The sequence below is a fragment of the Kitasatospora sp. NEAU-CNBT7 genome, from assembly GCF_057220535.1.
This window is the reverse complement of the sequence record NZ_JBXQQB010000002.1, coordinates 95,770-122,445: the sequence shown is the minus strand read 5'-3', so window position 1 is coordinate 122,445 and position 26,676 is coordinate 95,770. Positions and strand designations below refer to the sequence as shown.

The window sequence follows — 26,676 nt, the reverse complement described above, 5'->3', positions numbered from 1 at the left end:
GCGAGATTACTTGACATCCTCAACGATCGAGGATTACCTTCATAAATTAGTTGAAGACCTCAACCATCCAGGCCCGCGGACCCCAGGTCCGGACCGTCCGGCACGGCAGGGCCCCGATCCCGGCTGGAGCCCCACCATGACCGCCGCCCTGTTCGTCGTCACCGGCGCCACCCACTGGACCCTGGCCGACGGCACCGCCCACCCCACCGGTTACTGGGCGGAGGAGCTCGCCGAGCCGCACCGGATCTTCCGCGCGGCGGGCTTCGAGATCACCGTCGCGACCCCGGGCGGCGTGCCCGCCACCGTCGACCGGGCCAGCCTCGCCCCCGAGGCCAACGGCGGCGCCGAGCAGGCCGGCCGGATCGCCGCGTACCTCGACTCGATCGGCGCCGAACTCGACCACCCGGCGGACCTCGCGGCCGTCGACCCCGACGCCTTCGACCTGGTCTTCTACCCCGGCGGCCACGGCCCGATGGAGGACCTGGCCGTCGACGCCGACTCCGGGCGGATCCTCACCCGCACGCTGGACTCGGGCCGGCCGCTGGGCGTGGTGTGCCACGCGCCCGCCGCCCTGCTGGCCGCCCGCCGGGAGGACGGCGCCTGGCCGTTCGCCGGCTACCGGATGACCGCCTTCACCAACGCCGAGGAGCACGCCGTCGGTCTCGCCGCCGGCGCCCGCTGGCTGCTCCAGGACCGGCTGACCGAGCTGGGCGCCGACTTCGCCGAGGCCGAGCCGTTCACCCCGCACACCGTGGTCGACCGCAACCTCTACACCGGCCAGAACCCGGGCTCGTCGGCCGCGCTGGCGCACACCCTGGTCCGGGCGGTGTCGACCGACCCGGCCACCGTGGTCACCCGGCTGCGGGACTCCTTCGACACCGGCCGCACCAGGCCGCTCGCCTGGCGGCTGGACCGGCTGCAGGCACTGCGGGCGCTGCTCACCGAGCAGTCCGAGGTGTTCCTGGCCGCTCTCCACGCCGACCTCGGGAAGAACGCCAAGGAGGCCTACCGCGCCGAGGTCGGCTTCACCCTGAACGAGCTCGACCACACCGTCGCGCACCTGGAGGAGTGGCTGACGCCGAAGCCCGCCGCGGTCCCCGCGCCCTTCCTCCCCGCCGAGGCGCAGGTGGTCCGCGACCCGCTCGGCGTCGTCCTGGTCATCGCGCCGTGGAACTACCCGCTGCAGCTCGCGCTCGCCCCGGTGGTGGGGGCGCTCGCCGCGGGGAACACCGTCCTGGTCAAGCCCAGCGAGCTCGCGCCCGCCACCTCCGCGGCGCTGGCCCGGCTGATCCCCCGCTACCTCGACCGCGAGAGCGTCGCCGTGCTGGAAGGCGCCGTGGAGGAGACCACCGCCCTGCTCGGGCAGCGCTTCGACCACATCTTCTACACCGGCAACGGCACGGTCGGACGAATCGTCATGGCGGCCGCCGCCAAGCACCTCACGCCGGTCACCCTGGAGCTCGGCGGCAAGAGCCCGGTCGTGGTCGAGCCCGGCGTCGACCTGGCCCACACCGCCCGGCTGATCGCCCGCGGCAAGTTCCAGAACGCCGGCCAGACCTGCGTCGCCCCGGACTACGTGCTCGCCATCGGCGACACGGCGGCCGCGCTGGAGCCCGAGCTGGTGACCGCCGTCCGCGAGCTGTACGGCGAGGACCCGGCGGCCAGCCCGGTCTACGGACGGGTCGTCAACGAGCGCCACCACGACCGGCTCACCGCGCTGCTCGGCGACGGCCGGCTGGTCACCGGCGGCGAGGGCGACCGCGACCGGCGCTACCTCGCACCCACCGTCCTCGCGGACGTCTCCCCCGAGGCGCCGGTGATGCGGGAGGAGATCTTCGGCCCGGTGCTCCCGATCATCCAGGTCCCCGACCTCGACGCGGCCATCGCCTTCATCAACGAGCGGGACAAGCCGCTGGCGCTGTACGCCTTCACCGGATCGGAGCGGACCAAGCAGCGGCTCGCCCGCGAGACCTCCTCCGGCGGCCTGGTCTTCGGCCTGCTGCTGTCCCACCTGGCCGTGCCCGAGCTGCCGTTCGGCGGCGTGGGTGAGAGCGGCATGGGCCGCTACCACGGCGAGTACTCGCTCGACACCTTCAGCCACGCCAAGGCCGTCCTCGACAAGCCGCTCGGCTGAGACCGGACCGGCCCGCACGCCCCCGTCGTACCCCTCCGCAGCACCGACACCACCGTCCCCGGCCCCGGCTCCGTCCGCGGGCCGGGGAGCACACCCCGGAAGGCACCACCATGAGTTCAGCACCCCGCCCCGCCGGACCGGGCCGGGTCGACCACCGGGCGGCCGTCGCGGCCCAGACCGAGCGGTTCGCCGCCGCGGTACGCGACGCCGCCCCGGGCACCCCCGTCCCGACCTGCCCCGGCTGGACGCTGGAGGACCTGGTCCGGCACGCCGGCAGCGTGCAGCGCTGGTTCGCCGTCCTGCTGCGGCAGCGGGTCCAGCAGCCGCCCACCAGCCGCGAGGTCGACCTCCGGCTGCCGGAGCACCCGTCCGGCTACCCGGACTGGCTGCTCGACAGCGCGATCGTGGCCGCCGACGCCTTCGCGGCCGGGGACCTGGACGAGCCGATGTGGGCCTGGGGCGCCGACCAGCACGCCCGCTTCTGGGTACGGCGGATGCTGTTCGAGACGCTCGTCCACCGGGTCGACGCCGAACTCGCCCTCGGCCTGCCGGCCGACATCGAGCGTGACCTCGCGGTCGACGGCGTGGCCGAGTTCCTGGTCAACCTGCCGTTCGCCGCGCTCTTCGCCCCCGGCACGGCGCAGCTGCGCGGCGCCGACCGCACCATCCGCTTCGGCTGCACCGACGGCGGGGGCGAGTGGCTGGTGCGCCTGCGGCCGGACGGCTTCGGGGTCGACCCGGACGGGGCCGGGGTCACCGCCGACGCCACGGTCCTCGGCACCGCCGCCGACCTGCTGCTGCTCCTCTACGGCCGCCTCGACCGCGCGGCGGGCGGCTTCGAGATGACCGGCGACCAGGAGCTGCTGGCGCACTGGTTCGCCAACTCCGCGTTCTGATCGGGCGCTTCGGGCGGGCCGCCCCGCCGTGCGGCGGGTCGGGCTGCGGGTGCGCCCGGGTCGGGTGTTGAGTGGTCCCCTGTGCCGCCCGCCGAGGCGGCGCCGGTCGCACCCGACCCGGGGACCACCGACCGCCGACCGCCGACCCACCAGCACGACCAGGAGAGAACATGACCACCCTCGCGCCGGTTGCGCTGGTCACGGGCGCCAACCGCGGCCTCGGCCTGGCCACCGCCCGCCGGCTCGCCGAACTCGGCCACACCGTCCTGCTGTGCGCGCGGCGCCTCGAGGACGCCGAACGTGCCGCCCGGGGCCTCGCCGGGCTGCCGGGCGCGGTGCTGCCCCGCCGGCTGGACGTGGACGACCTCGACGGCATCCGCGCGCTCGCCAGGTCGGTGGAGGCGGACCCGGGCCGGCTGGACGTCCTGGTCAACAACGCGGCCATCAACTACGACACCGCCGCGCGGGCCGTCGACGTCGACCTGGACGAGGTCCGCCGGACGCTGGAGACCAACCTGTTCGGCGCCTGGGCGACGGTCCAGGCGTTCCTGCCGCTGCTGCGCCGCTCCCCGGCCGCGCGGGTGGTCAACGTCTCCAGCGAGTCGGGGTCGCTGGCCTCGATGTCGGGCGGGACACCGGCGTACGGGATCTCCAAGGCGGCCCTGAACGCGCTCACCCGCAAGCTGGCCGACGAGCTGCGCGGCGACCGGATCCTGGTCAACGCGGTCTGTCCGGGCTGGCTCGCCACCGACATGGGCGGCCCGGGCGGCGGGCCGGTCGAGCAGGGCGCCGCCGGCGTGGTCCGGGCGGCGACCCTGCCGGACTCCGGTCCCACCGGCGGCTTCTTCCGCGACGGCCGCCCGCTGCCCTGGTGACCGCCACCACGCGGGCGGTCTCGGCCGCCAGGTCCCTGGCGGCCGGTGCCACCTCACCGGGCCGTCGCAGCGGGGCCGTAGTAGCCGGCGTACCTCTCCTGGTAGCCGAAGTCCACGTCGTGCTTGAACGGGTCGAACTCCGGCCCGTGCTCGATCTCGTCCTTGGTGCGGTCGACGTGGACCTTCCGCTCGGCCTCGTCGACCCGCAGGACGACACCGGCCGGCAGCAGGACCAGCCGGCCGAGGATCCACGGTCCGGTGTCGACCACCAGGTAGCGCGCGCCGACCTCCTCGGAGAGCCGGTCCACCTTGCCGAGGTGGCCGTCGGTGGCCTCCACGTGGTACCCGACCAGGTCGGTCCCGGAGAGGTGGCCGGAGGTCGAGCGGAACTCCCAGATCCCGGTGTCGCTGCTCATGCGCTGCTCCTCCCGTCGGGGGCGCGGTGCCGAACCGTCGGCGGCGCGCCGTACAGCACTCGGCTGCCCCGGAACCCGAGGTCCATGCCTGCGGGTCCGTCCACCTCGGTGACCGGTCACGGTGATCCGGTATCGTCGGGACCTTCGCCGGAGGACCGGCCGGAGTACCCGAGCGGAACATCATGACCGATCCCCGGCTCCGGCTGCGGACCGCACTCGACGCACTGGACTCCGCGTTCGCGTCCCTCGCCCCGGGCCCGGTCCCCGTCGGCGGTTGCCGCCACTGCCACGCCGACAGCGCCCTCGCGGCCCTCGAAGGCCCCGTCGACCGGGTCCCGGACGATCTGATCCCGTCCATCGCAGCCGAGTCGGTCGGCCACTGGGACGACTTCCCCGCGCTGTACCGCCGGATGACGCCCCGGATCGTGCGGCTCCTGACCGCCGACCGGCTCGGCGTCGATCACGGGCTGATCGCCTCCCGGCTGGTCGAAGCAGGCCTGCCCGACTGGCCCGCTCATCAGCGGGACGCGCTGGATCAGGTCTGGCACGCCTGGTGGCGAGCCACCCTGCACGAACACCCCGGCACGGTGTGCGTCGTGGGGGTGCTGGAGACCGTGGCCGTCAGTACCGGCACCCTGGCACCATGGCTGACGGTCTGGGCCGAAGCCCGGACGGAGGCCGCCGATCGGCACCTGGACGACGCACTCGACGGCTGGCTCTCCGAAGGCGGGCTCGCCGATCTGCGACTGGGCTTCTACGACGAGCTGGATGCCACGGCCGACCTGCTGCCCTGGCTGGTCTCCCTGGGTGCCGCCCGAATCGGCGCCGCCCGGTTCGCGGAGGTGCGACGGATGGCGTGCCGAATCCGCCGTCCGCCGGAGTAGCTCCGTGGGTGGGACCGTGCGGGCACCGGCGGCGCACGCTGCACCCCGGTACGACCCGATCCCTTGATTGGCCCACGAATTGACGGTCCGAATGTCCTGCGCGGCGGGCCATTCGACCCGATAGAGTCATGATCATGAAGACCACGGAGAGTCCCGCTTCCCAGCCCGTTCAGCCTGCCCAGTCCGCTCAGCCGGTCCTGACCCGTCGGGCGGAGGCCGAGACCTGTGCCGACCCGAGCAGTGTGATGTCCCTGCTGGCCGACTCGGCCGGCACCGGCGGCGCCTTCACCAGTTACCGGTCGAGCTTCGCCAAGGGTGCGGTCGGTGCGCCCGCCCACTTCCACACCCGGGCCTGGGAGTTGTTCTTCGTGCTCGGGGGGTCGCTGCAGGTGCTGCTCGGTGAGGAGGTGACGGTGCTGAACGAGGGCGACTTCCTGGCGGTGCCGCCGCACACCCCGCACGCCTTCGCGGCCGCCCCCGGCTGCGAGGCCGACGTGCTGTTCGTGTTCACGCCGGGGATGGCCCGGTTCGACTACCTGCGGCTGCTCGGCCGGGTGATGCGCGGGGAGGCGGACCCGAAGGAGATCGCCGAATCGGCGGAGCGCTTCGACAACCACTACGTCGACAGCCCGGCATGGCGCGCCGCGCTGGAGGTGTCCGCGTGATCGACCCCGCCGCGCCGGTCCGGGTGGCCCGCCCCTCGCGGGACCTGGCCGCCGCCGAACGCTTCTACGTCGACGGCCTCGGGCTGGAGGTGCTGTGGCGGACCACCGAACGGGTGTCGGGCGAGCACGACCTGCTGATGGTGGGTCCGCCCGGCGGTGCCTGGCACTTCGAGCTGACCCGTGACCCGGAGCGCCCGCTCGAGCCGACCCCGACGGTGGACGACCTGTTCGTGGTCTACCTCGGCGCGCCGGTCGAGGAGGTGCTGGTGGAGCGGCTGGTCGCCTGCGGCGGCACCCGCACCCCGGCCCACAACCCGTACTGGGACGAGTACGGCGTGACCGTCGCCGATCCGGACGGCTACCGCCTGGTGCTCTGCTCGCGCACCTGGAACCCCTGAGCCGGGGCGGGCCCACCGGCCCGCGCGGCGGCGGCAGGCCACCTGTCAGGTTACCTGTCGGTACGTCAACGGACCTTCCCGCCGCCGCGCTCCGCCCCAGCTCAGCCGCCCCCGACCGGGGCCAGGTCGCCGCAGATGTCCAGACAGGTCGGGGACCACACCTCGTCATTCACCGGCCATCTCCCGCCTCACTGACCGCCATATCGGCCCCCTAGACATAACGGGTCTGGACTGAAAAGGCCGACGCCCCGCCAGTGAACGAGGAGTCACCCCCCATGAAGCCGAGCCCCGAGCTCTCCCGCCGCACCCTGCTGGGTGGTGCGGCCGCCGCCGCAGTGCTCTCCGCCCTGCCGCTGACCGTGCAGCAGGCCCTGGCCGCGCCGGCCAGGCCGGGCACCCTGGCGGACATCGAACACGTCGTCATCTTCATGCAGGAGAACCGCGCGTTCGACCACTACTTCGGCACCCTGCCGGGCGTCCGCGGTTTCGGCGACCGGGCGGCGGTGCGCGGCGTCAACGGCCGCTCGGTCTTCCACCAGCCCGACCCCTCCCGCAAGGAGGGCCACCTGCTGCCGTTCCCCATGAACGCCGCGCACACCAACGCGTACCAGCAGGGCGCGCCGTCCTTCGACTTCATCGCCTCGATGAGCGCCTGGAACGACGGCCTCGCCGACGGCTCGGTGACCCGCCGCTCCTCCGGCTGGCTCGGCCAGGGCTACTACGAGCCCGCCGACATGCCGTTCTACAACGCGCTGGCCTCGGTCTTCACCACCTGCGACGCCTACCACGCCTCGGTGCAGTGCAACACCAACACCAACCGCGAGCACCTGATGACCGGCACCAGCGGCGGCACCGTCCGCGACACCCCGGTGACCGACAACTCGGAGCCCGCGGCGGGCTTCGAGTGGACCACCTACGCGGAGCGGCTGGAGCAGGCCGGTGTCAGCTGGCGCACCTACCAGGCGCTGGACAACTTCGACGACAACGCGCTGGCCTGGTTCACCGCCTTCCACCAGGCCAAGCCGGGCGAGCCGCTGTACGAGCGCGGCCTGAAGCAGGTCGGTGACCCGGCGAAGAAGGGCGACCCGTTCGCGATGGGCGACGCGCTGGTGGACGCCTTCACCGCGGACGTCAAGGCCGACCGGCTCCCCCAGGTGTCCTTCCTGGTCGCCCCGGCCGCGCTCTCCGAGCACGCCAACTACGCCCCGCCGAACGGCGAGCACCTGACCGCCCGGCTGCTGGCCGCGCTGGCGGCCGAGCCCGAGGTGTGGGCGAAGACCGTCTTCATCCTCAACTACGACGAGCACGGCGGCTTCTTCGACCACCTGCTGCCCCCCGTGCCGCCGCTGGCCACCGGCCGCGGCAAGTCCTCCGTCCCGGTCGACGGCGAGGTGGTGGTCCGGGTCTCCAAGGGCACCAGCACGTACCACCGGGTGGTGGACCAGGACGGCCGCTACCGGATCCGCAACGCCGACGGCACGCTCGGCTGGGCGGCGAGCCTGCCGGCCGGGGAGAAGGTGGTCTCCGGGCCGTACCCGATGGGCCTGGGCGTGCGGGTGCCGATGATCGTGGTCTCGCCGTGGACCCGCGGCGGCGTGGTCGACTCCACCGTCTACGACCACACCTCGGTGATCAAGTTCCTGGAGAAGCGCTTCGGCGTGCAGGAGCCCAACATCAGCGCCTGGCGGCGGGCCGTCACCGGCGACCTGACCGCCGTCTTCGACTTCTCCGGGCAGGACCCGGCGTGGCCGCAGCTGCCCGACACCAGCGGCAACCGCAAGAAGGTCGACGACACCGGCAAGCTGCCCGCCCCCACCGTCCCGAGCCCGCAGTCGCTGCCCCGCCAGCAGCGCGGCACCCGCACGGCCCGCCCGACCCCGTACGCGCTGCGCGTCACGCCGCTGGTCAACAAGGGCGTGGTCACCCTGGAGATGATCAACCACGGCCGGCAGGCCGGCGTGCTGGCCGTCTACCCCGAGCCCGGCACCGCCCCGCGCCACTACACCGTCGCCGCCAAGGACCTGATCCGCGACACCTGGACGGCCGGCGACGCCGGGTACGACCTGCGGGTGCACGGCCCCAACGGCTACCTGTGGCACTTCCGCGGCGACGCGGCCGCCAGCTTCGAGGCGCACGTCGCCGAGGACCTGACCGCCCGGGTGCTGGAGGTCGGCCTGACCAACCGCACCCGTACCGCCCAGGTCTTCGTGATCGCCGACCTGGCGTACGGCGGCGGCCGCCGGGAGGTGCGGGTCGAGGCCCGTTCCAGCGCCTCGGTCGACGTCACGGTCAACCGCGAGAGCTGGTACGACATCACCGTCGGGGTCCAGGGCGACCTGTTCTTCCGCCGCCGCTACGCCGGCCGGCTCTCCGGCGGCAGCCAGAACGTCACCGACCCGGCGATGGGCCTGCCCGACGCGCTCACCCTGGACGTGGCGCTGAAGTCCGCGTCGACCACCATCGACGAGGCCGTGCTGGTCCCCGGCCGGGCCGCCCGGGTCACCGCCGTGTTCACCGCCGCCGATGCACTGGCCGGCCTGGAGGCCGCGCCCGTCGTCCCGGCCGGCTGGACCGTCGCGACGGTCACCGCGCCGCCCGCCGCGCTCGCGGCCGGCGCCACCGCGGCCGCCGAGTGGGAGGTCACCCCGCCCGCCGCACTGACGGGCGCCGGCCCGTACCGGATCCTGGTCACCGCCCGCGCGGTGGCCGGCGAGCGGTACGTGGTCGCCGACGGCGAGGTGGCGGCCCGCACCGCCCCGTCGATGGCCGGCCACCTGCTCGGCGAGGACTTCGAGTCGCTGGCGGGTGCGCTGAAGCCGGTCGGCCAGGTGCTCGGCTGGACGGCGCAGGCGCCGGCCGGCTGGTCGGTGGTCAACGCGCCCGGCATGCCGCAGGGCACCGCCCGCCTCCAGGGCTGGACCTTCCACACCAAGCGCGCCTGGTCCAGCCCGGCCGGGCAGGACCGCGGCAACTTCACCCGGGGCCTGGGCATCCTCGCCGTCGCCGACCCGGACGACTGGGACGACACCGGCGCGCCGTCCGCCAAGGGCCGCTTCGACTCGACCCTGGTCTCCCCCGCCGTCCCCGTCCCGGCCGGCACCGGCACGCTGTACCTGGCGTTCGACTCGCACTACCGGCAGGAGGCGCCGCAGAAGGCCACCGTCACGGCGGTGTTCGACACCGGCGCCGAGACCCGGCTGGTCTCGTACAGCAGCGACGCCACCGGCAACGACAACGCCGGTGCGGACGTCCAGAACGCCTTCGTCACCCGGCAGTTCGCCGTCCCGGCCGGCGCCACCTCGGTGACCCTGAAGTTCCGGATGTTCGACGCCGGCAACAACTGGTACTGGGCGGTGGACCACGTCCGCCTGGACAGCAGGCCCATCACGGCCTGATCCGTACCCGCGCGCCGCGGGGAGGGAGCCCCGGTGGGCCCCCGCCCTGCGGCGCGCCCCTTTCGGTCGCTTGAATGTCATGAACACGCCACCCACGCGTCCCTTCCCGGCCAACAACGGGCCGCGGGGGCGGCCGGATCCCCGTCCGACGGGCGCCGCTCCCCCGGCCGCCGGAGAATGCTGCAAAGCCGGGGAACCGAGTGGCCGAGGACCGGACGGCCGCCCCCGGACGACCAGGTGCGGAGGCAGAGGCCGATGCAGTCAGCACCGTTCGAGAGCTGGGCCACGGACTGGGCCCGGCAGGCCCGGGGGATCCCGCGCGGGCAGGTCGCCGCCGGGCTGCTGATCGACCTGGTGGCCGATCCGCGGCAGCACCTCGCCCGTACCGCCGCCTTCCCGGTCACCGCCGCGGCCGCCGCCCTGCGCATCGCGCCGGACCTGCTGCGGGCGGCGCTGACGGACCTGTCCGACGCCGGACTGCTCACTTGGATCTGCCACGACCTGGGCACCCCCGAGGGCGAGGTCGCCGTGGTGACGCTGACCGTGCCGGAACCCGTCGAGACCCGGAGGATCAGGCCGTGACCGCCCAGCAGCCCGCCGCCGCCCGCCCGTTCACCCCCGGCAGCACCGGGGCCACCGGGGCCACCGACGCGGCCGGCGCCACACCCGAGGAGCGCGACGCCGTCCGCCTGGTCGCCACCCGCCTCAAGCGCGCCCATCCCGCCGCCGACCCGTCCCGCGTCGACGCGGTCGTCGCGACCGCCTACGACGAACTCAGCGACGCCAGAGTGCGCAACTTCATCCCCATCCTGGTCGAACGCCGCGCCCGGACCCTGCTGACCACCCCGCCGCCGGCCCCGTAGCCCCGGCCGCACACCCGCGAGCGGCCGCCCCGGGCACCCGCCCCGCCCCCGGGGAGGCCCGGACGGCCGCCTGCCGGTACAGGTACCAGCCCAGGTCGGCCGCGCCGCGACCCCACCGGATCAGCGCCACCCAGTCGGTGACCCCCTGCCGCAGCCGCCACCGCTCCACCCGGCCCGGCCGCCAGTACCCGCCGACCCTGATCTCCACCTGCCGCCAGCACTCCTCGGCCACCCAACTGCGCCCCGGCCCGACCAGCAACTCCCCCGGCGCCGGCACCGCATCCCGCCGACACCGGTCGTCCACTCCGGGGCAGATGGTCACCCCTCCATCATGAATCGCATATACGTTCGATTCAAGGACGGGCGGCCGGACACGGCCCGGCGGAGCCCGCCTGGCATGCTGGCCCGCATGGCTGCCGACCTCCCGACGCCGGTCCACCTCCACGCCGTGCTGGACGGATTGGCCACCAACCCCGCCCTGCCCGCCGCCATGATCCGGCGGCTGTTCGCATGGCGGCGGGGGCTGGGAGAGGTGGCGGGACGCCCGGACCTCTCCGAGGACCTGATCACCGAGATCATCGCGACCGGCGACCACCGGCTCCTGCACGGCCTGGCGCTCAACAAGCACCTACCGGACGGATTCCGCATCCGACTGGCCGCGCACCCGGACGAGGCGGTGCGGTCCGCGCTCGTCGTACGCGCCGGGAGCGCGCCGAGGGAGGTGCTGGAACGGCTCGTCGACGACCCCGCGCCCCCGGTCCGCGCCCGCGTCGCCGAGGACGACGACACACCCCCCGACCTGCGGGCCCGCCTCGCCGCCGACCCCGATCCCGCGGTCCGGGCCACGCTGGCGAAGCACTGGACCCAGGCGCCGGAGGCCGTCCGCCGGAGCCTGCTGACCGACCCCGAGCCCCAGGTCCGCGCCGCGGCCTGCGCGACCTACTTCGCCCGGCTGCCCCACCCGGTACCGCCCCCGGACCTCCTCCCTGCGCTGCTGGCGGATCGGGTGACCCGGGCGGGCGCCGTGGTCCACGCCGTCCTGGACGAGGAGGCCTTCCGGCGGCTCGCCGAGGACCCGGACAGTGAGGTGCGCGCCCAGGTCGCCCGGCATCCCGACCTGCCGTCCCCGGTCCGCGACGTCCTGGCCGTCGATCCGGCCCTGGCGGTCCGGGTGAAGGTGTTCGCCCGGGCCGACACACCTGAGCCGCTGAGAGCACGGATCCACGCCGCCGTCCACGCGCTCTCCCCCACGTGGCAGGACCCGGAACCCGACGCCGACGACGCCGAAGCGCTCGACCTCTGGTACGAGAACATGCTCGCGACGACGGAGCTGCGCATCCTGCGCCTGGAGTGGGTCGCGGCCGATCCGCTGCCGCACGTCGACTCGCCCTACGTCCCCTTCCGCGTCTCGGCGGCCCTCGGCAAGGAGCTCCCCGCCGACGCGGTGGCCCGGCTGCTCGACGACGAGGAGGAGATGGTCCGGCTCACCATGGCGGCCACCGCCCCGCACCTGGTCGATCCCCGGACCGCCGAGAGCATCGAACGCCGCTACCGCCGACGGGACAAGTTCACCTTCTGGTGGGATAACAGCGAGGTCCTGGCCTTCGCCCCGGAGACCCTGCACCGCTTCGCCGCCGACCCCGAGCCCCGGCTGCGCTCCTTCGCGCCGCGTGATCCGGACCTCCCGGCGGCACTCGCCGAGATGCTGGCAGCCGACCCCGAGGACCGCGTCCGCCACGCGGTGGCCGGCCACCGCAGGCTCCCGCTCCCCGCCCTGCTCCGCCTCCTCACGGACCCCTCGGATCACGTCGCCCGGGCCGCGGCGGCCTCGCCGCACCTTCCCGTGGAGAGCATGGAACGGCTGCTCGGCCTGGCGGGCCTGTAGCCGTCGGGCTGCCGGGCTGCCGGGCGGGCAGCCGGTGAGGGCGCCGTCAGGGGCCGCGCCAGATGTTGTCGAAGGCCGCCTCCTCGATGGTCCGCCGTTGCCGGACGGCCTCCAGTTCCGCGACCGCGTCGCCGACCGCGGCGAGCACCGTCACGACCGCCTCGTCCCCGATCTCCTCGGCCTCCTCGGTGGGCCGGTCGTGGATCCCGGCGGTGGTGGCGAGGATCGCGAGGACGGGGTCGCCCGATGCCCAGCGCTCGGCGGCCCGGCGGCGTTCGGGCGAGTCGGCGACCGCCGTCCGGCTGGTCCGGACGGGGATCCAGCGGCCCCGTTCCCGGGTGACCCGGCCCTCCATCTCCAGCGCGGCCAAGTACGCGGACGACAGGCCCCGGCCCCGGCGCCACAGCCAGTCCTCGACCGTCTCGTACGGCGGCTGCCGGACCAGTGACTCCGCCGCCCGGTCCAGCAGCTTGTCGGCCTGCTCCCAGCGGCCGCCGGGCACGATCCGCTCGCCGTCCAGGGCCAGTGCCTCGGACCCGAGCAGGTCGATCACCTCGGCCCCGGCGAGGGCGAGCGACAGGTCGCCCGGGTCCACCGGGCGGCTGGACGCCACGTCCATGGAGACGATGAACAGGTCCCGGGCTGTGGTCATGAGCGGCTCCGCATCTCAGGCACCGGCGGACGGTACGTCGTCGCCGACTGTAGCCCGCCGGCGTCCCGGCCGCGGTCCGAACCGCGGCCCCGGCCCGCCGGTCACACCGTCACCCCGGCCACGCCGTCACGCCGGTCACCCGGGCAGGAGCTGCTGCCCGCCGTCGATGTCGTACGTCGCGCCGGTCAGCGCGGTGTTGGCCATCAGGTGCACCGCCAGCGCAGCGACGTCGTCCGGTCCGACCACCCGCCCGACCGGGAGTGTCGCACGCAGCTGCTCGCGCCGCGCCTCGAGCCCCTCGCCGAGCAGTGACGCCGACAGCGGGGTGTCGACGAAGCCGGCGGCGATCAGGTTGACCCGGACCGGCGCCACCTCGAGTGCCAGGCCGGCCGTCAGGGCGGGCAGGGCGGCGGTCATCGCCGAGGTGAGCGCGAGGCCGACCGCCGGACGGCGGGCCCCGGTGCCGCCCATGAACAGCAGCGTGCCGCCGGGGCGGACCCTGGGCGCACCGTGGCGGGCGACACCCAGCATGACCATCGGGTGCTCCTGGAGCGCGCGGCGCGCCTCGTCGAAGTCCATCTCGGCGAGCGTGGCGTAGTAGGGGCCGCCGGCGGTCACCAGCACGTGGTCGACCGGCGCGGCGAGGTCCGTGAAGAACCGTTCCAGGGCGGCCGGGTCGGTCGCGTCGAAGGCCGCGGTGCCGATGGCGCCGACCTCGGCCGCCGCCCGCTCGAGCCGGGCGGGATCGCGGCCGGTGAGGATGGTGTCGGCGCCCTCGGTCCGCGCGCGCCTCGCCGTCGCCAGCCCGATCCCGGCGCTGCCGCCGATCAGGACGACGGTCTGCCCGGCCAGTGCCGGTGCGCGGGCGGCGGCCGGGGCCTGCGATGGGCCGGTCACCGGGTCCCCGTGGCGTCCGCGGCGGGCCCGCCGGTCATGTCGGCAGCTCCTCGCCGGCGCGTTCGCGGACCATGTACAGCGCGTACCAGTCCGGCCAGTTCGGGTCCTCCGCGCCGATCCGTTGCTCGTGCTTCCCGTGGGCCGCGGCCGCGCGCCGCAGGGCCTCGGCGAGGTCCTCCACCGTCTCGTACGTCGTCCCGCTCATGGGGCACACTCCTTGTCTGAACGGCCTCTCAGCCGCATCTCGGCGGCATCTCAGCGGCCCGGGAGCCGCGTCCTGATCTCCTGGAGCACCCAGCCGTTGCCGTCCGGGTCGCTGAAGGCGGCGAACGTGCCGTAGTCGGCGTGGTCCGGCGCGGGGCCGTCCACCCGCCCGGCCGTCCCGGCCCGGTGGAAGATCCCGGATGCCTCGTGGAACGGCTCGCCGACGTCGGCGCCGCGCCCGATCAGGTCGGCGCGGGCCGCGTCCAGGTCGTGGACCACGAGGTGCAGGCCCTGGAGGGAGCCGGGCGGGGCCGAGCTGACGCCTTCGCCGAAGATGATCGAACAGCCGGAGCCGGGTGGCGTCAGCTGCACCACCCGGTAGCCGTCCTCGACCGGGAGGTCGGCGTCGAGCCGCCACCCGAGTCCCTGGTAGAAGCCCTTCGCCCGGTCGACGTCGGAGACCGGGACGACCACGACCTCGAGCCGTACCTCCCCCGGCCGCACCGGCGGGCTCGCGGCCGCACTGCCGTTGCTCTCCTGGGCGCTGCTCATCCCCGTCTCCATCCGTGGGTGTCCGTCTGTGGGTGGCGCAGTGGTCGCGGCGACCACGACCTCTGCGCGCAGCGGACCGGCAGCCGGGCGGACGGGCTGCCGAGCGCTTCCACAAGCCTCCCGGGCCGGTCGCGGTGTCCTCCGGAGCCTCCACCTCCACCGTGCGCCGCGGGCCCAGCACCGTCAAGGCGGGACCTGCGGGGGCGGCGACGACGGCGGCGGGCGCGACGGCCGTCGGCCCGGGATGCCGGGCGCCGGGACCCGTTGCTAGATGGAAGCAGGGGGTCCGCAGTGCGGGGGACCAACACGACAGCAAGGGCTGGGAGTTCAGATGCGACAGCGCAGTCTGCGGGACCTCCGGGTGTCGGCCATCGGCCTCGGGTGCATGGGCATGTCCGCGTTCTACGGCACCACCGACCAGGACGAGGGTGTCGCGACCATCCGGCGCGCCCTGGAACTCGGCGTCACGTTCCTGGACACCGCCCAGGTGTACGGGCCGCTCACCAACGAGTCCCTGGTCGGCGAGGCTATCCGGGGACACCGCGACGAGTACGTCCTCGCCACCAAGTTCAACCACCGGATGGACCACGCCGTGCCGGGCGACATGTCGACGGTGGGGCGGCAGGACGGGTCCGCCGAGCACGTCCGCAGCTCCGTCCACGGCTCGCTCGAGCGGCTCGGCACGGACCGCATCGACCTGTACTACCAGCACCGCGTCGACCCGAACGTGCCCATCGAGGAGACCGTCGGCGCGCTCGGCGAACTGGTCGCCGAGGGCAAGGTCCGGCACATCGGGCTGAGCGAGGCGGGCGCCGCGACCATCCGCCGCGCCCACGCCGTCCACCCGGTGACCGCCGTCCAGAGCGAGTACTCGCTGTGGAGCCGGGACGTGGAGGCCGAGGTGCTGCCCACCTGCCGCGAGCTCGGCATCGGGTTCGTCCCGTACTCCCCGCTCGGCCGCGGCTTCCTCGCCGGCCGCTTCAGCTCCCCGGACGAACTGGACGAGAACGACTTCCGCCGCGGCAATCCGCGCTTCACCGAGGCCAACCTGCAGGCCAACCTCCGCCTCGCCGACAAGGTCAAGGAGATCGCCGCGGAGAAGGACGTCACCCCGGCCCAGCTGGCGATCGCCTGGGTGCTGGCCCGCGGCGAGGACTTCGTGCCGATCCCCGGCACCAAGCGCCGCAGTTACCTGGAGCAGAACGCGGGCGCCGTCGACGTCGAGCTCACCGCCGACGACCTGGCCCGGATCGATGCCGAACTGCCCGCGGCGGCGGGCGAGCGCTACGACGAAGCGGGCATGCGGGCCGTCAACCGCTGACCGCCCACGGCGCCCCGGGCCCACCCGGACCAGCCCGGACCAGCCCGGATCAGCCCGGCCCACGGTGGCCCGGAGTGGCTTGGGCCGGCCCGAGGCGGAGCGCGCTGCGCGGCGGGGGCGCGCACGATGCGTCACACCCCCGGGACCACCGGCCCGTCCGACGCCGGCGCGACGGGCGCCGACCGTCCCGGAGCGGCCATCGAGCCCGGCGCGGCGGGGCCGAGGCCGGTGAAACCGGCGTGCGGGAGCGGGTCGGCGGGTTGTGCGCACCCCCTGACGCCGGACGTCGGGTCTTGGCACGGGTCGGCGCGACAACAGACGCTCTGTGCACGGCCGATCGCCGATCGGTCCCGTCCGCCGAGCCTCTGGAGGGCCTCTCATGCCGTTCTCGCGCACCCGTACCGCCGTCACCGCCCTGCTCGTCGCCGGTGCCACGGCCCTGGCCGCACCGGCCCAGGCGGCGGGCGGTCACCGCGCCCTCAGCCACTTCGACGACGGCAGCTTCGAGACGCCCAAGGTCGCGGCGAACACCTTCACCGGGCTGACCGCCGGTCAGACCCTCGGCCCGTGGAACGTCACCGCGGGCAGTGTCGATCTGATCGGCGCCGGCTTCTGGCAGGCCGCCGAGGGCGATCAGTCGCTCGATCTCAACGGCTCCAACAGCGGCACCGTCACCCAGAGTTTCACCACCGTGCCGGGCACCACCTACTCCGTCACCTACGCGCTGGCCGGCAACCCGGAGGGCGGAGTCGCCCTCCGGACCGGCCGGGTCCTGATCGACGGCCAGAACTTCCAGGACTTCTCCTTCGACGTCTCCGGCCGGACCAGGGCCGCCATGGGCTACGTGGGGCACCAGTTCAGCTTCGTCGCGCAGAACACGTCCACCACGCTCGGCTTCACCAGCACCGTCGCCGGGGCGTACGGACCGGTCATCGACAACGTCCGGGTGACGGAGTGCAAGCCCTGCTGCGGCTGACCGGCCCGGCCGGTGGTTGCGGGACCGGCCTCGCGGACCACCGCCGCTCCCGCAACCACCACCACCGCGTCCACGGACCGCGTGTACCGTCCCTACCGCCCCTACCGCTCCTGCCGCTCGTGCGGGCGCCGCGGGCGGTCGAGCGTGGCGAGCAGCAAGTTGGGGTCGGCCTGGGTGAAGTAGGCCGCGCTCGGGACGTAGACGGTGTCGCCCCGGACGGCCACCGAGGTGGGGTTGGACAGGCCGTCCTGGCCGGTGAGGACGGTGTGGTGGCTGCCGTCCCCGGCGACGAAGGCGGCCTCGTTCGGGGCGTTCAGGGCGGCGATGAGGCTGTCGCCGTGCCCGGTGAACGCGAAGTCGTCGATCCCGGCGAGTCCGGTGGCCCGGGTCTCCACCGGCCCGGCGGTGCCGTCCTGACGGATCGGGATCCGCAGCAGGGTGCCGGTGTCGGTGTTGGTGACCCAGACGGCGTGGTGGTGCACCTTGAGCCCGTTGGCTCCGAAGCCCCCGGTGGGGCGGAGCTCGGGTGCGGCCGACCACACGGTCGCCGGGCCGCCGTCGAGGGGGACGGCGTGGACGACGCCGAGTGCCGAGTCGGCGGTGTAGAGCAGGCCTGCGTGCTCGTCGAGGGCGAGGCCGTTGGGGAGGCCGGTCGCGGGCAGGGCTGCGAGCCGCTCGGGGTTGCCGCCGGGGCACAGCCGCCAGATCCCGGTGAGGTCGTCCGTTCCGGTGGCGTAGCCGAAGTAGAGGGTGCCGTCGTGGGCGCGGGCGATGCCGGTCACGATCGCGGCGCCGAGGAGGGGGGTGGCCGGGTGTTCCGGTGCGGGCAGGGTGGCCAGGATGGTCTGGGTGCCGTCCGGGGCGACCCGGCCGATCTGCCGGGCGAAGGAGAAGGTGAGGTCGGCGGAGCCGTCCGGTTCCAGCGCGATGTTCTCGGGCTGGCGGCCCTGGGCGAGGTCGAAGTGGGCCAGGATCCGGGGTGCGGACAGCGGCGGCGCGACGGCCACGGCCGGGTTGGCCGCCAGCAGGGACAGGCCGGCGGCGGCGGCGCCGAGCAGGCCGGTGATGCGGGATGGGCGGGACAAGGTCTCTCCTCCGGTGAGCACACGAACGGGTGGCTCAAGAGGACCATGCCTGACGTCCCGTCACCCTTTCGACGGGCCCGGCGCCGTGGCCGGGTCCCCCGGTCGGTCGCTCCCGACCGGGGCCCGGCCCGCGGCGCTCCGGCGCGGACGTTACGGCGTGGCGCTCTCGGCCGCGAAGCGGTCGGCGGCCTCGCGCAGCCGCTGGACCCGCCACTCGGCGTCGGCGTCGGCCGCGGCGACCCGGACGGCCTCGGCGAAGTCGCAGGACAGCAACTCGCGGGTGACCACCAGCCGGTCGGGGAGTCCCAGGTAGCGCTCGGCGAGCCGGAGCCGGACCGCCGCCATCCCGTCCGCCGCCAGCACCGGCCGCAGTTCCTCGATGAACGGCGCCAGCCAGGCGGCGCGCAGCTCGTACTCGGTCCGGCCGCCGAAGGCCGGGGTGAGGGCGGTGAGCAGCCGGGCGGGGTACTCCTCCCAGGGTTCGGCCAGGGTCGGGTAGTCCTTGCGGAACTCGTCCCAGTCGACCTCGAGGCCGGAGATCCCGGTGGGCAGGACGGGCCAGTGGTGGCCGCCCTCCGCGGAGCTGGCGAACACGTCGTGCAGCAGCTCGTAGGAGACCTGCGTGTCCTGGGCGAGCAGGACGGCGTCGTACAGATCCTTGCCCTGCGGGTGGTTGTCGGTCAGCAGCCAGAGGATCTTCCAGGCGAGCGACAGCTCGGGGGTGGCGGTGAGCAGCGGGGCCGAGACGCCGGGCAGCTCGCCGGAGCGCGGGGCCAGCGGGAGGTGCTCGGTGAAGACGAAGTCGAGCTGCACCGTGCCGCCCGGCACGCCGGGGGCGGTCCAGGGCAGCACCAGCCGGCGGCCGGGCACCCGGCTGTAGGTCCAGATCTCGTCCGCGACGGCCTGGTCCGCGTGCAGCCGCAGGCCGGTGTCCGGTATCGCGGCGGACGAGCGGTCGGCGGTCAGGCGGTCGGCGGCGGCGGCGATCTCGTGGATCATGCGCTCGGTCCGGTCGTCCTCCAGCTCCCAGTCCTCGGGGACGACGACGAAGTCCAGATCGCCGGGCTCGCGCGCCGCCTCGCCGTACCAGCCGCGCAGCAGGATGCTGCCGCGCAGGACGAGGTGCTCGGCCCAGGCGGAGCGGGCGACCGCGGACAGGACGGTGTTCAGCGCCTCCCGGCGGGCCGTCAGCCAGCGGGCGGCGACCTCGGGGTCCGCGAACGCGGGTTCGCTGGGACGCAGGGCCCGGGCGTACCCGGCGAGCGCCGGGTCGAACACGGGCTGCTGGGTGACGGCGTCGTCGTCGATCGGCCGGATGCCGCGCGGCAGGTCGAGTTCCTCGCGCAGGGCCTCCGAGGGCGCCTGCCGGGGCAGCACGACCTCCTCCCACGGTCCGTACTCGAAATCGGCCCAGCCGTGGTCGGCGTCGGCGCGGCGGGTGGTCGGTCCGGTGGCTCCGGTGGTCATCGTGTGGTTCCCCCTCGGTGGTCGGTGGTACGGCCGGTCCCGGGTGTCCGGGGTATGGCGGTGGTGCCGGGTACGACGGTGGTGCCGGGTGTCGCAGCGATCGCTGCGGTCCCCGCGATCTCGGCGGTCCCCGCGATCCCTGCGGTCTCGGTGATCCAGCCCGCGTCGAGTGTCTCGTCGGTGTCGAGGGCGACGAACTCACGCTCCGCCGAGGCGATGGTGTGCCCGTCGGTGGTGAGGTCGGCGAGCAGCGCGTCGAGCCGGCGGCCCGCTGTGTCCAGCCCGACCAGGCGGCAGCGCTGCGTCACGAACTGCTCCCGGACACCGTCGGCGCGCACCCGGCGGGCGTTGGCGGACAGGTGGGCGCTGTGCCTTACGGCCAGCGCGGCGAGACCGTCGGTGCGCTCGCCCGGTGGGAGCAGCAGTTTGACGTGGTGTTCGAAGTACCGGTGCGGGCCGAGGGCCTCGGCGGAGGCGTCCGACTGCGGGACGCCGCGTGCCCAGGGGGTGGCCTCGATCTTGACCCGCAGCACGGCGAACCCGGCGTCCGCCAGCCGGTCCGAGGTCCGGCGGGTCTGCGCGGCGACGTCCTGGTACGAGCCGGAGCCGCGCAGCGTGAGCATCGGCTGGGAGACGGCGGCGCCGCGGGCCAGCAGGATGTGGGTGAACTTGACGCCGTTGGCCGAGGCCCAGTCGGCCAAGGCGTCGGCGTCCTGCGGGGCCACGGTCAGGTGCACCTCGAAGTCGCCGTGCAGGTCGGGGCCACCGTGCGGATCTGCGCCCGATCCGGCGCGCGGACCTGCCTGCGGACCGGCGTACGGCTCCGCGTGCGTCTCGGCGTCAGCAGGCCCGTCGGGCGCGGCGGGTGCGGGTCCGGGTTCGGTGGTGCGGCCCAGGTCAGGGTGGGTGACGAGCATGCGAGCATGGTGGCAGACGCCTCCGACAGTCCCTCGGCGGGCTCCTGCCGCGGCTCCGTCGGTGGCCTGCCGGAGCACCTCCTCCGTACACGTCGGCCTCGGTACACGTCCACCTCGGTACACGTCCACCTCGGTACACGTCCGCCCGGCCGGTACGGACCGGCGCCGCCGGGCGGTCCAACGCGCACGGACCGGTGGGCCGTTGCGGGCGCCCCCGCGCCGTGGGGTCAGGCGGACGCATCCAGGACCACGGGCAGCCGCTCGGCGACCTGGTCCGCGAGCCGTTCGAAAGCCGGTTGCAGTAGGGGGGCGGCGGCCCTGGCGAGGCCGTGGAACCGTAGCTGGGCGCGGTAGACGATGACGGTCCGGCCGTTCCAGGCGCGGATGCGGATGTCGTCGGTCGCGGTGACCGTGCGGTTCTCTCCGACGAACACCAGCCGGTCCGGCCGGTACCGGGCGAGGCGGTAGGCGAGCCGGGTGCGCCGTCCCCGGAAGCGGGACACGTTGAGCCAGCGGGCGCCCTCGGCCAGCGGGCCGTCGTCCAGCCGTACGCAGCTCTCGGTGCCGGGGTCCCAGTGGGGTGTGTTACCGAAGTCCGCCAGGTACCGAAGGACCTGGTCGGCCGGCCGGGTGACGGTGATGCTGCGTTCGACGGTGACCATCGTGTGCTCCTTCCGGGCGGGCGTGGCAGGGTGCCGGCCGCCACCACGGGTTCTTCGGAGCCGGGGCCCGTCCGGATGGCCCGGAGCGGAGCCGGTCGGGGCCGGTCAGGGCTGGTCGGGGCCGGTCGGGGCCGCGGCGGGTCATTCGGTGAGCAACTGCTCGATCCGGTCGAGCGCTTCGGCCAGGTCGCGGGGGCGCAGTGTGCCGGGTGGGCGGCGGGTGCCCGCCCAGCCCGGTCCGGCGGCCAGCACGACCGGTCGGGTCCGGGATCCGCGGCCGCCCCAGGCCGTCCCGGCGACCCGGGCGGCCAGGGCCCGGTCGGCGGTCTGCCGGGCCTGCGACCAGAGCAGGACCGCGGACGGGCCGGTACGGCGGACCGCCTCCAGCAGTGCCTCGGGCGGCACCGCCGGGCCGAACATCCGGAACGGCAGCCCCCGGTCGGCGAGCCCGGCGGCGACCGCCTCGAGCGGGAGGGCGTGCAGTTCGGCGGGCATGCCGGCGAGCATGACGGGCGGGCCGGGGCGGGCCGGGGCGGCGCCGGGGCGGTCGGCGATCCTGCGCAGGGCCGTGGAGATGTGCCAGGACAGCAGGTGCTCGACCTCGACGTACCGTTCGCCCTCGACGGACCACTTGCGGCCCGCCGCTCGCAGGGCGGGCATCATCACCTCGGTCCAGGCGGCCACCGGTCCCAGGTCGTCGACGGCCTGGCGCAGGATCAGTGCCATCTGCGGGGCGTCGAGGCGGACGGCGGCCCGGGCCAGCCCCCGGCACTCGGGTCTGACCGGACCGACCGGCAGGGTGTTGCCGCCGCCGGGGGGATGGCTCGCGGCGTCCGCCGTACCGTCGGCCACGTCGGTGGCGTCGTCGGTGGCCGGGGCGGCGGCGTCCGGGTCGCCGGCCCTGCCGCTGCGGGCCAGCCGGGCGGCCTCGCCCGGCGGGACCCCGCGGGCGGTGAGGCGGCACATCGCCTCGAGCACGGCGACGTCCTGCGGGCTCCAGCGGCGGTGGTGGCCCGCCTCTCGCCGAGCAGGGCCGATGCCGTAACGGCGTTCCCACGAGCGAATGGTGGTGGGTGAGACGCCGAGCCGGCGGGCCACGCCACCGGTGCTGAGACCGGCCTCGGCGAGCGGCGGGGCAGCTGCGGGTTCGGACACGGACGGGAGCCTACGTCCGGTACGGCCCGGTGCCGCGACCGGCGCGCCCACGGGATCACCATCCCGCGATGCGGCCGACCGCGAAGCCGAGGCAGCTGACCACCAGCACGGCGATGACCAGCAGCGGGATCCAGCCTGGCCAGGCGGTGTGGAGCTCCACGGACTCCGGGGTGGAGATCCCGGCGCAGGTCGAGGCCTCGCACTCCGGGGTCTCGGTGGGAACGGGCCGAACGGCGGGCAGGACCGGCACGGACGGGGGAACGGTGGCGGCCATGGTCTCCTCCAGGTGGCTTCCGTGCAGCGGGGTTTGCCTGCAGTGGGGGGGTGAAGCGGTGGGGTGTGTCTGAGCTATGGGGGGGGTGAACCGGCGGGGGTACCGGCCCGGGGCGGGGTGTCAGCGGTGTTGGAGCCGGGCGAGGCGCCGCATGGTCACGGCGAGCGCGAGGGCCGCTGCGGCGGCCGGTCCGGCGGCGGCCGGTGTTCCGGCGGCCGCGCAGAGGGCACCGGCGCCGGTGAACGCGGCGAGGACGGCCGCGGCCAGGGCCAGCGCCCGGGGCCGTTCGGCGGGCCGCCGTAGTCGGCCCGTCCGACGGGCGAGCAGGCGGTCGAGCCTCGGGGCGTCACGACGCAGCCCCGCTTCGAGGCGGTCCAGAGCTCGCTGTTCCTGGGTGGTCAGCGGCGTGGTCACGGCGTTCGCACCTCCTCGGGTGGCGGGCCGGTTCCAGGATCGCCCAGGGGTGCCGCCGAAGGCTGCTCGCAGCGTTTGTGCATCAGCACCGGCGAGAGGTTCGGAGGGCGGGGATGCGGCGGCCCCCGGCGCGGCCGTACGCCGTTCGCCGGGGGCCAGAGGCCGTGTGCCGGGAGCCTGGTGGCGTGGGGGCGTGTGCCGGGGGCCGCCGGGTGGGGTACCCGGGGTCAGATCTGCCGGTCGGGGTCGGAGAAGGTGAGGCCGCCCACAGCGGCGGGCCGCTCGGCGGCGGCCCACGGCTGCGAGTCCTCCGCGCCGGGCGGCTGCCGGAAGTCGGCGCCCTGCTCGACCGGGAGCAGCCGGGCTGCGGTGGCCTGGGCGGGGAGCGGGGCGTCCGTGGCGGATTCGGAGAAGGCGGGCAGCCCGAGGCTGCGGCGGTCAGGGGTCATGATCGTCAGTGTGACATGCTCCGTTCGCCTCCGGGCGCGGGGCACCCCGGTTCGGGGCCGATCCCCGTTCTGGGCCGCTCCCGATCCGTGGCCGCTCCCGATCCGTGGCCCTCGCGACCGGCCCGCCGGAACGGGCCTCGCCGGGATGCGCCTCGCCGAACGGCGTTGCAGGCGGCTGGAGTCCGGTCGGGGGCGGCCGAATTCGGGTGCACGGGGTGCGCAGCGCTGGCAGCATGCGGGCCATGACCACGTCCGATGTTGCTCGTGATGCCCTGCAAGGCCTGGCCCTCGGTGATGCGTTCGGGGAGCGGTGGTTCCCGCTGTTCCGTTCGCCGCAGGAGGCGTTCGAGTCGATCCGGGAGCGCCGGACGCCCGCCGAGTCGCCGTGGCACTGGACGGACGACACCGCCATGGCCCTGTCGGTGTACGGGGTCCTGACCGCGCACGGCGCGGTGCACCAGGAACTGCTGGCGGAGGCTTTCGGGGTGACCTACCTGGCGGATGTCGGCCGTGGGTACGGACACGGCATGCACCGGTTGCTGCCCCGGCTGGCCGAGCAGCCCGCCGGGTGGCGGACCGAGGCCCGCGGTCTGTTCGGGGGCGAGGGCAGTCTCGGCAACGGCGCGGCGATGCGGGTGGCGCCGCTGGGCGCCTGGTTCTGCGAGGACCTGGAGGAGGCGGCCGAGCAGGCCGTGTTCTCGGCGGAGGTCACGCACGCCCATCCGGAGGGCGTCGCGGGCGCGGTGGCCGTCGCGGTGGCTGCGGCGCTCGCCGCCCGCAGCCGCAACCGGCCCGCGCCGTCCGGGACGGAGCTGCTGGCCGAGGTGGCGGCGCGGACGCCCGCGGGGCCGGTCCGGGACGGCCTGCGGACGGCGGCCGAACTGCCCGCGGACACCGAGCCGTGGCGGGCGGCCGACGTCCTGGGCAACGGGAGTCGGATCCGGGCGGCCGACACCGTGCCCTTCGCGCTCTGGGCGGCGGCCTGGCACCTGGACAGCCTCACCGACGCGCTGTGGACCACGGCCGAGGGGCTCGGCGATGTCGACACCACCTGTGCGATCACCGGTGGCACGGTCGCCGCCCGCACCGGTCTGGCCGGGGTCCCGGCCTCGTGGCTGACCCGGCGCGAACCGCTGCCGGCCTGGGTCGAGCAGGCCTGACCCGGGCACCCGACCGGCGCTCACCCGGCCGGGGGTACCCTGCGCAGCGAACCCGTACCGGGCACGCACCACCGCCGCGACGCGAGGATCCCGGCAGTATTCCGGCAGAAGCAGAAGCAGCAGCAGAAGGAGAACAGAGTCATGGCAGAGCCCCTGATCGTCGCGGTCGCCGGCCGGACGCCGCAGGTCGATCCGACCGCCTTCGTGGCCCCCAACGCGGTGGTGGCGGGCTCGGTCAGCCTCGCGGCGGGGGTGAGCGTCTGGTACGGCGCGGTGCTGCGCGGCGACGCCGAGGCCATCACGGTGGGCGCCGGGACCAACATCCAGGACAACTGCACCGTGCACAGCGACCCCGCGTTCCCGGCCGTGCTCGGCGAGCGGATCACGGTGGGCCACAACGTGGTCCTGCACGGCTGCACGGTCGACGACGACGTGCTGATCGGGATGAGCGCCACCGTGCTGAACGGTGCCCGGATCGGCGCCGGTTCGCTGGTGGCGGCCGGTGCGGTGGTCCCGCAGGGCATGCAGGTGCCGCCCGGCTCGCTGGTGGCGGGGGTTCCGGCGAAGGTGCGGCGCGAGGTGACCGAGGAGGAGCGGGCCGGTATCAAGGCCAACGGCGAGGGCTACCTGCTGCTCGCCCGCGCACACGCCGACATCCCCCCGCAGAACGGCTGAACCCCGCGAATCGGCTGAACCCCCACAGAACGGCCCCGTCCGCCGCCGGACCGGCCGTCGACGGATGCGCAGTACGCCCGCGCGTCCCCGGCGGCCGTTCCCGGCGGCCGGCCCGGGTCCGGTCCGGGGACCGGTCCGATCCGGCCATCCGACTCCCGGAGGTCCGCTACGATCAGGCCAAATACAGCTGCTCGCGACCGAAATGACACCTCGTCAGCTCATCGGCCCGTTTCCACCGGCATTCACCGACCACCCCCGGAGCCGCTCCGCCCCCACCAAGTCCGCTCGTCCTGTCGTCCTGACATCAGGACCGCGGACGGCGGGGTGCGCGATACTGGATCCCCACCCTGCTGCCCCTGCCGATGCGGAGTCGCGATGCAGCCCCTCGCCGCGCTGATCAGAGTCGACCGGTCGAGCCCGATCCCGCTCTACTTCCAGGTCGCCGAGCGGCTGGAGGCGCTGATCACCTCGGGCGAGCTGGCCGCCGGGGCGCGGCTGGACAACGAGGTCTCGCTGGCCGGCGAGCTGGGCCTGTCCCGGCCGACCATGCGGCAGGCGATCCAGCACCTGGTGGACAAGGGGCTGCTGGTCCGCAAGCGCGGGGTCGGCACTCAGGTGGTGCAGACCCGGGTGCGCCGGCAGGTCGAGCTGACCAGCCTGCACGACGACCTGGTCCGCGACCACCGCAGACCGCGCACCGAGGTGCTGCGGCTGGCCCGGGTGGAGGCCACCGAGGAGGTGGCGGCCGCGCTGCAGGTGGCACCGGGTGCGCCGGTGTGGGAGCTGGAGCGGCTGCGGTTCGCGGACGAGGAGCCGCTGGCCCTGCTGCGCAACCACCTGCCGGTCGGACTGTGTCCGTTGAGCGCGCAGACGCTGTCGCGCAGCGGCCTGTACGAGGAGTTGCGCGCGGCGGGGGTGCGGCTGGGCGCGGCCGAGCAGTCGATCGGCGCCCGGCGGGCGTCCGCGGCCGAGGCGCGGCTGCTGGGCGAGAGCCGGGGGGCGCCGCTGCTGACCATGCGGCGCACGGCGTACGACGTGCAGGGCCGTCCGGTGGAGCACGGGAGCCACCTGTACCGGCCCACGCTCTACTCGTTCGAGTGCACTCTGCTGGCTCGCTGACGAACTGTCACCATCCCTTTCCCCGTTGCCCGTAGACGGGCGGCGGGTGCTCCGTGCGCGGTACGAAATCGACGCAAAAGCGCCTCAATATGACCGGTCAGTATGTCTTGACATACTGACCTACCGATACCAATCTTGTGGCACTCGAGCGCCCCACCCGTAGCGCCGCCCGACCCTCGCGGCGCCGACGCACCATCAGGCCGACCACGTACCACCGCTGGACCAAAGCCCCGGACCACCGCTGGACCACTGCTGGAACCCTGACCGCCCGGGACCCTCCCGGCCC

28 protein-coding genes are annotated in these 26,676 nt (G+C 74.7%); 15 read left to right on the top strand and 13 right to left on the bottom strand.

Annotated features, from left to right (window positions below; translation table 11 throughout):
• Positions 1-136 precede the first annotated feature (136 nt).
• From AC2TEW_RS03380 to AC2TEW_RS03370, 3 genes are all read left to right on the top strand, one after another.
• Positions 137-2,134: an aldehyde dehydrogenase family protein gene (locus AC2TEW_RS03380; protein ID WP_484621751.1), complete on the top strand. Its 1,998-nt coding sequence runs from the start codon at positions 137-139 to the stop codon at positions 2,132-2,134.
• Between the two features lie 110 nt (positions 2,135-2,244).
• Positions 2,245-3,030: a maleylpyruvate isomerase family mycothiol-dependent enzyme gene (locus tag AC2TEW_RS03375; RefSeq protein WP_484621750.1), complete on the top strand. Its 786-nt coding sequence runs from the start codon at positions 2,245-2,247 to the stop codon at positions 3,028-3,030.
• 170 nt (positions 3,031-3,200) lie between these two features.
• Positions 3,201-3,905 (top strand): SDR family oxidoreductase, encoded by a 705-nt coding sequence (locus AC2TEW_RS03370; protein WP_484621749.1) that lies wholly within the window; start codon positions 3,201-3,203, stop codon positions 3,903-3,905.
• A gap of 53 nt (positions 3,906-3,958) precedes the next feature.
• Here AC2TEW_RS03370 and AC2TEW_RS03365 read toward each other — a convergent pair whose 3' ends face one another.
• Positions 3,959-4,321 (bottom strand): PRC-barrel domain-containing protein, encoded by a 363-nt coding sequence (locus tag AC2TEW_RS03365; RefSeq protein WP_484621748.1) that lies wholly within the window; start codon positions 4,319-4,321, stop codon positions 3,959-3,961.
• Positions 4,322-4,503: 182 nt separating this feature from the next.
• Between AC2TEW_RS03365 and AC2TEW_RS03360 the strand changes: the two genes are divergently transcribed.
• The 7 genes from AC2TEW_RS03360 (at position 4,504) to AC2TEW_RS03330 (ending at position 12,411) form a co-directional block, all read left to right on the top strand.
• Complete coding sequence (locus AC2TEW_RS03360) at positions 4,504-5,205, top strand: hypothetical protein (protein WP_484621747.1); 702 nt, start codon at positions 4,504-4,506, stop codon at positions 5,203-5,205.
• A gap of 134 nt (positions 5,206-5,339) precedes the next feature.
• Positions 5,340-5,870, top strand: a complete 531-nt coding sequence (locus AC2TEW_RS03355) for a cupin domain-containing protein (RefSeq protein WP_484621746.1) — start codon at positions 5,340-5,342, stop codon at positions 5,868-5,870.
• Complete coding sequence (locus AC2TEW_RS03350; RefSeq protein ID WP_484621745.1) at positions 5,867-6,268, top strand: VOC family protein; 402 nt, start codon at positions 5,867-5,869, stop codon at positions 6,266-6,268. The genes AC2TEW_RS03355 and AC2TEW_RS03350 overlap by 4 nt, the downstream gene beginning before the upstream one ends.
• A 275-nt stretch (positions 6,269-6,543) precedes the next feature.
• Complete coding sequence (locus tag AC2TEW_RS03345; protein WP_484621744.1) at positions 6,544-9,663, top strand: phosphocholine-specific phospholipase C; 3,120 nt, start codon at positions 6,544-6,546, stop codon at positions 9,661-9,663.
• Between the two features lie 255 nt (positions 9,664-9,918).
• Complete coding sequence (locus AC2TEW_RS03340; protein WP_484621743.1) at positions 9,919-10,245, top strand: hypothetical protein; 327 nt, start codon at positions 9,919-9,921, stop codon at positions 10,243-10,245.
• On the top strand, positions 10,242-10,526 hold the full coding sequence (locus tag AC2TEW_RS03335) for a three-helix bundle dimerization domain-containing protein (protein ID WP_484621742.1): 285 nt from the start codon (positions 10,242-10,244) through the stop codon (positions 10,524-10,526). The genes AC2TEW_RS03340 and AC2TEW_RS03335 overlap by 4 nt, the downstream gene beginning before the upstream one ends.
• 409 nt (positions 10,527-10,935) lie before the next feature.
• Complete coding sequence (locus AC2TEW_RS03330) at positions 10,936-12,411, top strand: hypothetical protein (RefSeq protein WP_484621741.1); 1,476 nt, start codon at positions 10,936-10,938, stop codon at positions 12,409-12,411.
• 46 nt (positions 12,412-12,457) lie between these two features.
• Here AC2TEW_RS03330 and AC2TEW_RS03325 read toward each other — a convergent pair whose 3' ends face one another.
• The 4 genes from AC2TEW_RS03325 to AC2TEW_RS03310 all read right to left on the bottom strand — a co-directional run bounded on the left by AC2TEW_RS03325 (position 12,458) and on the right by AC2TEW_RS03310 (position 14,716).
• A complete protein-coding gene (locus tag AC2TEW_RS03325; protein WP_484621740.1) occupies positions 12,458-13,063 on the bottom strand; it encodes a GOLPH3/VPS74 family protein in 606 nt (201 codons plus the stop codon).
• A gap of 135 nt (positions 13,064-13,198) precedes the next feature.
• The gene (locus AC2TEW_RS03320; RefSeq protein ID WP_484621739.1) at positions 13,199-13,960 is read right to left on the bottom strand and encodes an SDR family oxidoreductase; all 762 of its coding nucleotides are present in this window, start codon (positions 13,958-13,960) and stop codon (positions 13,199-13,201) included.
• A gap of 34 nt (positions 13,961-13,994) precedes the next feature.
• Positions 13,995-14,165 (bottom strand): hypothetical protein, encoded by a 171-nt coding sequence (locus AC2TEW_RS03315; protein WP_484621738.1) that lies wholly within the window; start codon positions 14,163-14,165, stop codon positions 13,995-13,997.
• Positions 14,166-14,215: 50 nt separating this feature from the next.
• Positions 14,216-14,716, bottom strand: a complete 501-nt coding sequence (locus AC2TEW_RS03310; protein WP_484621737.1) for a VOC family protein — start codon at positions 14,714-14,716, stop codon at positions 14,216-14,218.
• A 331-nt stretch (positions 14,717-15,047) separates the two neighbouring features.
• On the opposite strand from AC2TEW_RS03310, the gene AC2TEW_RS03305 reads away from it, so the two are divergent.
• Both AC2TEW_RS03305 and AC2TEW_RS03300 read left to right on the top strand, forming a co-directional pair.
• Positions 15,048-16,037 (top strand): aldo/keto reductase, encoded by a 990-nt coding sequence (locus AC2TEW_RS03305; protein WP_484621736.1) that lies wholly within the window; start codon positions 15,048-15,050, stop codon positions 16,035-16,037.
• A 379-nt stretch (positions 16,038-16,416) separates the two neighbouring features.
• Positions 16,417-17,013, top strand: coding sequence for a choice-of-anchor C family protein (locus tag AC2TEW_RS03300; protein WP_484621735.1), 597 nt, complete (start codon positions 16,417-16,419; stop codon positions 17,011-17,013).
• 101 nt (positions 17,014-17,114) lie between these two features.
• On the opposite strand, the gene AC2TEW_RS03295 is transcribed toward AC2TEW_RS03300, so the two are convergent.
• The 8 genes from AC2TEW_RS03295 to AC2TEW_RS03260 all read right to left on the bottom strand — a co-directional run bounded on the left by AC2TEW_RS03295 (position 17,115) and on the right by AC2TEW_RS03260 (position 23,436).
• Positions 17,115-18,098 (bottom strand): NHL repeat-containing protein, encoded by a 984-nt coding sequence (locus AC2TEW_RS03295; RefSeq protein ID WP_484621734.1) that lies wholly within the window; start codon positions 18,096-18,098, stop codon positions 17,115-17,117.
• A gap of 150 nt (positions 18,099-18,248) precedes the next feature.
• Positions 18,249-19,565 (bottom strand): nucleotidyl transferase AbiEii/AbiGii toxin family protein, encoded by a 1,317-nt coding sequence (locus AC2TEW_RS03290; RefSeq protein ID WP_484621733.1) that lies wholly within the window; start codon positions 19,563-19,565, stop codon positions 18,249-18,251.
• A complete protein-coding gene (locus tag AC2TEW_RS03285; RefSeq protein ID WP_484621732.1) occupies positions 19,562-20,482 on the bottom strand; it encodes a hypothetical protein in 921 nt (306 codons plus the stop codon). The genes AC2TEW_RS03290 and AC2TEW_RS03285 overlap by 4 nt, the downstream gene beginning before the upstream one ends.
• Positions 20,483-20,709: 227 nt before the next feature.
• Positions 20,710-21,144 carry an SRPBCC family protein gene (locus AC2TEW_RS03280; protein WP_484621731.1) on the bottom strand — a complete coding sequence of 145 codons (435 nt, stop codon included), beginning with the start codon at positions 21,142-21,144 and terminating at the stop codon, positions 20,710-20,712.
• A gap of 141 nt (positions 21,145-21,285) precedes the next feature.
• Positions 21,286-22,299, bottom strand: coding sequence for a MerR family transcriptional regulator (locus AC2TEW_RS03275; protein WP_484621730.1), 1,014 nt, complete (start codon positions 22,297-22,299; stop codon positions 21,286-21,288).
• Positions 22,300-22,354: 55 nt separating this feature from the next.
• Positions 22,355-22,573, bottom strand: coding sequence for a hypothetical protein (locus tag AC2TEW_RS03270; protein ID WP_484621729.1), 219 nt, complete (start codon positions 22,571-22,573; stop codon positions 22,355-22,357).
• Positions 22,574-22,693: 120 nt separating this feature from the next.
• Entirely contained in the window at positions 22,694-22,987 is a 294-nt protein-coding gene (locus tag AC2TEW_RS03265; RefSeq protein WP_484621728.1) for a DUF3040 domain-containing protein, read from the bottom strand.
• A gap of 227 nt (positions 22,988-23,214) precedes the next feature.
• Positions 23,215-23,436 carry a hypothetical protein gene (locus tag AC2TEW_RS03260; protein ID WP_484621727.1) on the bottom strand — a complete coding sequence of 74 codons (222 nt, stop codon included), beginning with the start codon at positions 23,434-23,436 and terminating at the stop codon, positions 23,215-23,217.
• A gap of 233 nt (positions 23,437-23,669) precedes the next feature.
• Between AC2TEW_RS03260 and AC2TEW_RS03255 the strand changes: the two genes are divergently transcribed.
• The 3 genes from AC2TEW_RS03255 to AC2TEW_RS03245 all read left to right on the top strand — a co-directional run bounded on the left by AC2TEW_RS03255 (position 23,670) and on the right by AC2TEW_RS03245 (position 26,390).
• Positions 23,670-24,596, top strand: coding sequence for an ADP-ribosylglycohydrolase family protein (locus AC2TEW_RS03255; protein ID WP_484622050.1), 927 nt, complete (start codon positions 23,670-23,672; stop codon positions 24,594-24,596).
• A 141-nt stretch (positions 24,597-24,737) separates the two neighbouring features.
• Positions 24,738-25,271: a gamma carbonic anhydrase family protein gene (locus AC2TEW_RS03250; protein ID WP_484621726.1), complete on the top strand. Its 534-nt coding sequence runs from the start codon at positions 24,738-24,740 to the stop codon at positions 25,269-25,271.
• Positions 25,272-25,646: 375 nt separating this feature from the next.
• Positions 25,647-26,390: a GntR family transcriptional regulator gene (locus AC2TEW_RS03245; RefSeq protein WP_484621725.1), complete on the top strand. Its 744-nt coding sequence runs from the start codon at positions 25,647-25,649 to the stop codon at positions 26,388-26,390.
• Positions 26,391-26,676: the final 286 nt, after the last annotated feature.